Origin of the sequence: Mesorhizobium sp. M7A.F.Ca.MR.362.00.0.0 (assembly GCF_004023175.1) — a bacterium.
Classification (GTDB): domain Bacteria; phylum Pseudomonadota; class Alphaproteobacteria; order Rhizobiales; family Rhizobiaceae; genus Mesorhizobium.
Window position 1 is genome coordinate 1 of record NZ_RZTF01000241.1, and the last position, 1077, is coordinate 1077.

Annotated in this window: 2 protein-coding genes; one reads left to right on the forward strand and one right to left on the reverse strand. The window is 60.2% G+C overall.

Going from position 1 to position 1077, the window contains the following annotated elements; all coding sequences use genetic code 11:
• Window positions 1-481 (reverse strand): LytS/YhcK type 5TM receptor domain-containing protein (locus EOC06_RS24625; RefSeq protein ID WP_281062108.1); only part of this gene is annotated, 481 nt, incomplete at its 3' end.
• 291 nt (window positions 482-772) lie between these two features.
• Here EOC06_RS24625 and EOC06_RS43420 point away from each other — a divergent pair.
• The coding region (locus tag EOC06_RS43420) for a glycosyltransferase family 25 protein (protein WP_245470016.1) at window positions 773-1077 on the forward strand (305 nt) is incomplete at its 3' end.

Here is a 1077-nt window from a genome sequence, read left to right on the forward strand (position 1 = left end):
GCACAAGGCCCGTGACGGCTTGCGCCGGGATGACCAGGAGCGTGATCAGCCCGGCGAGAGCGACCGTTACGCCCAGACCGAATATGTCGTACATGGTGCGCGATCGGGCCGCGACGATGTGGTGCCACGCAATGCCGACGATTGCGGTGATGAGGATACCCATGACACCAGCACCCGCACCCTGTCCGCCGAGATGGATGCGATAAACAATGGAGCCGAACGTGGCGATGAGCATTGCCGGCCATCCGCCAAAGAACGCGGCAGCAGCAATGAAGGCGGCGCGCAGATCGACGACGAAGCCGGAGACGGACAGGGCCGTCGCCATGGAAATGATCGCGCCCACGCACATGACCACGCCGAGAAGCAGCGACTGCATCCGCCGCGAGAGACGCCCGGTGAAATCCGCCACAAGGTCCCAGGCGACCACGAGGATGGAGACCAGGGCAAGGTTGGCGAGGAGTGAGTGCCAGATGTCGGTCATGACTTCGGCTCCTTTTTTCCGATAAATACCGACAAAACCTATCCGAGGTCTAAAGAAGCTGCCCGGCCATGCCGTTCTATTCCCTTTTGGGCACATGGGACCCGAGAGTACCTTTGCGATCTTCCATGAAGCCGATCAGCTCATGATTCGACGGTGTCGTAAGCGCAGATGAGCAAGAGGCATCGCGGCAAATTCGGGTCTTGCACATGATCTGTAAAGTGTCGCCTTGAACATCTCCTTCTTTCCATACATAGGTCGACCAGGTGGGTGGCGGCTCAACATGGAACTTCAATGAACCTCCCTATCTTCGCCATCAACCTCGATCGCGAGACCCAGCGCTGGAGCGAATTGCTCGCCAGCGCCGAAGCGGCGGGACTGACCTTGCAGCGCATTGCCGCCGTCGACGGTCGGGCGCTTGCTGAAAAAGACTGGACGGAGATCGATCTTCCAGCCGCGCGCAAGCTGAGCGGGCGCGACATCCTTTCGGGCGAATATGCCTGTTACCGCAGCCATATCCGGGCGCTGGAAACGTTCCTGGCCGGTGGCAGCGCCCATGGCCTGATTGTCGAGGACGACGTCCTCTTCAGCGAAAGCAC